Origin of the sequence: Lipingzhangella rawalii (assembly GCF_031628175.1) — a bacterium.
GTDB lineage: Bacteria > Actinomycetota > Actinomycetes > Streptosporangiales > Streptosporangiaceae > Lipingzhangella_A > Lipingzhangella_A rawalii.
The window spans coordinates 1-3,009 of sequence record NZ_JAVLVT010000028.1; the positions used below are offsets into that span (position 1 = coordinate 1).

The window sequence follows — 3,009 nt, forward strand, 5'->3', positions numbered from 1 at the left end:
TGAAAACGGGAGCCGCCAGATCGCCGAGTGCGCTCGAGCTGGATTGAACCGGGTCAACTTCTCCGTCTTCGGCACCACCCCAACCGAACTCGCCCAAGTTCAGCACGCCCGATTTCGCGATACCGAACGGGCGGAACGAAAGATCACCGCGCTGCGGGACGCCATCGCCGCTTGTGTCGAGTACGGCGTTACCCCAAGCGCCAACATCGTTGTCCTAGACCATGGCCACATCGATCGGGTCCACCGCCTTCTGGACACCTATTCCCCTCAACTCTCGGTGCGGCTTCTCAACTCTCTGGATCACGGGCAAGTCTCGCTCGAGGCCATCCAAGAGATCTTGGATCAACGCGGCGCAATCGCTGAGGCCCGCTACCTCACTGCGGGCGCTTCCGGTGCCCGCACCGCCTACCGGCTTGAGGACGGTCGGCACGTCTACGTCAAGTGGATCCGGCCAATCCGTCTGCCTGAGACGTGTGCCTCCTGCCGGTTCAACAACGACACCGATTGCCAGGAAGGTTTCTATGGCCTGCGTCTCTACCGTGCCCAAACCGGCGAGTACCTGGTTGGAGTGTGCCTACAGCGTATGGACCTGTGCTGGAGACTCGAGGGTTTCCTTGACCACCCGATCGCCCGTGAGATCCTGGAATTCCGCATCGCTGAACACCGTAAGCTGTTACAGGAGTCCGTCAGCTAGAATATCAACCTCCACGTAACGAAAGGAACGATTTATGGGTCACACCAGTGTCGAATACGAGGCCAAAATCCTCGATATCGACCCCGATCCCCTCATTGCGCAGATCCAGAACAACGGCGGCGTCGAAATCGGCAAGAGGACGCAGCGCAGATATGTCTACGACATCGACCCGAATGACCAGTCCCGCTGGATTCGTCTGCGCGATACCGGCGACGATGCCACGCTAGCTATCAAAGAAATCGACACCGACGCGATCGGCGGAACCCGAGAAACCGAGGTCACGGTCTCCGATATCGACACTACCAACGTCTTGTTGTCCAAATTGGGATACCGTCCCAAAGCTTATCAAGAAAATCACCGGCACAGCTTCATCCTGAACGGGGCGTGTTTGGAGATCGATTCCTGGCCGTTGATCCCGCCTTACCTCGAAATCGAAGCTGATACCCGTGAGGACGTCGTGGACATCGCCAAACTCCTGGGGTATGACGAGACCCAGCTCACCGGGCAGAACACCACGAAGATCTATGCCCACTACGGTATCGACCTGGCGACCATCACCGATCTACGCTTTCCCGAAAACGCATGACCCGTGAACTCACCCTTCAGCGTCAGCAGTACCTAACCGATGTTGCTGAGGAGATCAACGCCCGGCCGTGGGTCTGTCTGGGGGGATACACGCCGCAAGAGGTGTTCCACAAGCAGTTGCTGGAGGGCCGGGGCGAGGGCGTTGCTTCAACGAATTGAGACCGCCCGTTATCGACCTGGCCCGCTCCAGCAACAGAAACGATGTCCCAAAGCAGCAAGTCAGGCTGGCCACTATCCCGCGCTCGGCTTCGCGGTCGCGCAGAAGGTCCCCGAGGATGTCTGGGCTGCCTATCGGCGCCTGGTGAACGCCGGATTCGACAGCCGCCTGCTCTGACTGGCTGGCCCCGGGTGGGCAGCCGGGGCCATGGGGGCCTGGGGCGCGCCTGCGCCCGTGTGGCGCGGGTGGGCCAGGCAGCGTGTGGCTAGAGCTCCTGGGTGCGCACGGCGTTCAGGAAGGCAGCCCACTCGGCGCGGGGCACTCTGAGCTGGCCCAGCTGGCGGTGCTGGGTGTCGCGGACGTGGGTGTCGCGTTCGGTGCGGTAGACCTCGACGCAGTTGCCGCCGTTGCCGTAGCTATAGCTGGACTTCGTCCACATCTCCATAGTGATCACCGTTTAGCTTGCGTATCCGTTGGATGGACGCGGCGGGAGGCAGGGCCTCGGCCTGCAACTGTCCGAACAGGGTCATCATGGCGCTGACGTTGTCCGCATGATCGAAGGTCTCCCCACCGAGCGCGTGTTCGATGTAGACGACCGACCCCACGTCTGTCAAAGCCATGATCTGAAACGGTAGCACCATGCCGATGCTGCTGACCTGGCTGTTCGGGAGTACTTGGACCTGGATGGCCCCCTCTTCCGCGAGCGCGACGACGTGGCGGAGCTGATCACGCATGACCGTCTCGTCCCCAACGATATCGGTGAACACCGATTCGCGCAGAACAAAGAGTAGCAGCGGGTCGTTCTTACGGATCAGGGCCAGGCGCTCCGTGCGGATGCGTACGATCCGGTTCACCTCGTCCGGTTTTGCCTTGACCAGCCGGTCCGTGACCAGGGCACGAGCGTAGTTCTCGGTTTGGAGGACTCCCGGAACTACCAGCGGCTCGTAGGTGCGGATCTCGCTGGAACGGCGCTCCAGAATGAGCGCATCCTTGAACCAGTCCGGAACGTCACGCTGGCCGACCGTGTCGTTCCATATTTGACGCAGCGTCCCTCCTGTATCCAAGACTTGGTCCAGAATGTCCGCATGCTCCCGCCGTGGGGTGCGACTCCTGCGCTCCATGCTGCCCACCATCGCGTGCGACATGTTGGCGCGTGAAGCGAGCTGACGCTGCGTCATGCCTGATAGTAGACGTATTCGCCGAAGTTCGAGGCCGAACCGGCGCCACCGGCCATCTAGATCTTCTGCCATGGACGCATACTCGCACAATCGGATCCACGTGGATACAGAAGTGACGGCAAGAAACGAATCTGTGGATTTCCTGGCCTCGGGAGTCTGGATCGATAAAGGTGGGTTCACTATCAAGTGACCCCGGCGACCGTAGGCGCGGCCCCGGGGTCTGGCCCACCTGGAGGTGCCCAGATGGACGTGTCCATGGTAGTTGCGGTGCGGTTGGTGCGGGGGTATCGCGCGTCGGTTGGCCGGGGGTGGCTGGTGCGGCCGTATGTGTTGGCCGCGGAGTTGCGGCGGGCGGAGGCGAATGCGCGGCGGGAGTTGGCGGGCCTGGTTGGCCC

General features: G+C 61.5%; 3 protein-coding genes and 2 pseudogenes. 3 read left to right on the top strand and 2 right to left on the bottom strand.

All coding sequences use genetic code 11. The annotated features are described in order from the left end of the window. The 3 genes and pseudogenes from RIF23_RS20575 to RIF23_RS20940 all read left to right on the top strand — a co-directional run. A pseudogene (locus tag RIF23_RS20575) lies at positions 1-694 on the top strand (radical SAM protein); the annotation flags it as partial. Between the two features lie 34 nt (positions 695-728). Continuing rightward, positions 729-1,280: a class IV adenylate cyclase gene (locus tag RIF23_RS20580; RefSeq protein ID WP_310914292.1), complete on the top strand. Its 552-nt coding sequence runs from the start codon at positions 729-731 to the stop codon at positions 1,278-1,280. Between the two features lie 17 nt (positions 1,281-1,297). Beyond that, positions 1,298-1,438, top strand: a pseudogene (locus RIF23_RS20940) (IS30 family transposase); the annotation flags it as partial. A gap of 263 nt (positions 1,439-1,701) precedes the next feature. Here RIF23_RS20940 and RIF23_RS20585 read toward each other — a convergent pair. Together RIF23_RS20585 and RIF23_RS20590 are read right to left on the bottom strand one after the other, a co-directional pair. Next, positions 1,702-1,881 carry a DUF397 domain-containing protein gene (locus RIF23_RS20585; RefSeq protein ID WP_310914293.1) on the bottom strand — a complete coding sequence of 60 codons (180 nt, stop codon included), beginning with the start codon at positions 1,879-1,881 and terminating at the stop codon, positions 1,702-1,704. Beyond that, positions 1,853-2,686 (bottom strand): helix-turn-helix domain-containing protein, encoded by an 834-nt coding sequence (locus RIF23_RS20590; RefSeq protein ID WP_310914294.1) that lies wholly within the window; start codon positions 2,684-2,686, stop codon positions 1,853-1,855. The genes RIF23_RS20585 and RIF23_RS20590 overlap by 29 nt, the downstream gene beginning before the upstream one ends. Positions 2,687-3,009: the final 323 nt, after the last annotated feature.

What these genes read in the sequence shown, in the direction of transcription:
- RIF23_RS20580 (WP_310914292.1), top strand. Translation starts at nt 729, where the DNA reads ATGGGTCACACCAGTGTCGAATACGAGGCCAAAATCCTCGATATCGAC.
- RIF23_RS20585 (WP_310914293.1), bottom strand. Translation starts at nt 1,881, where the DNA reads ATGGAGATGTGGACGAAGTCCAGCTATAGCTACGGCAACGGCGGCAAC.
- RIF23_RS20590 (WP_310914294.1), bottom strand. Translation starts at nt 2,686, where the DNA reads ATGGCAGAAGATCTAGATGGCCGGTGGCGCCGGTTCGGCCTCGAACTT.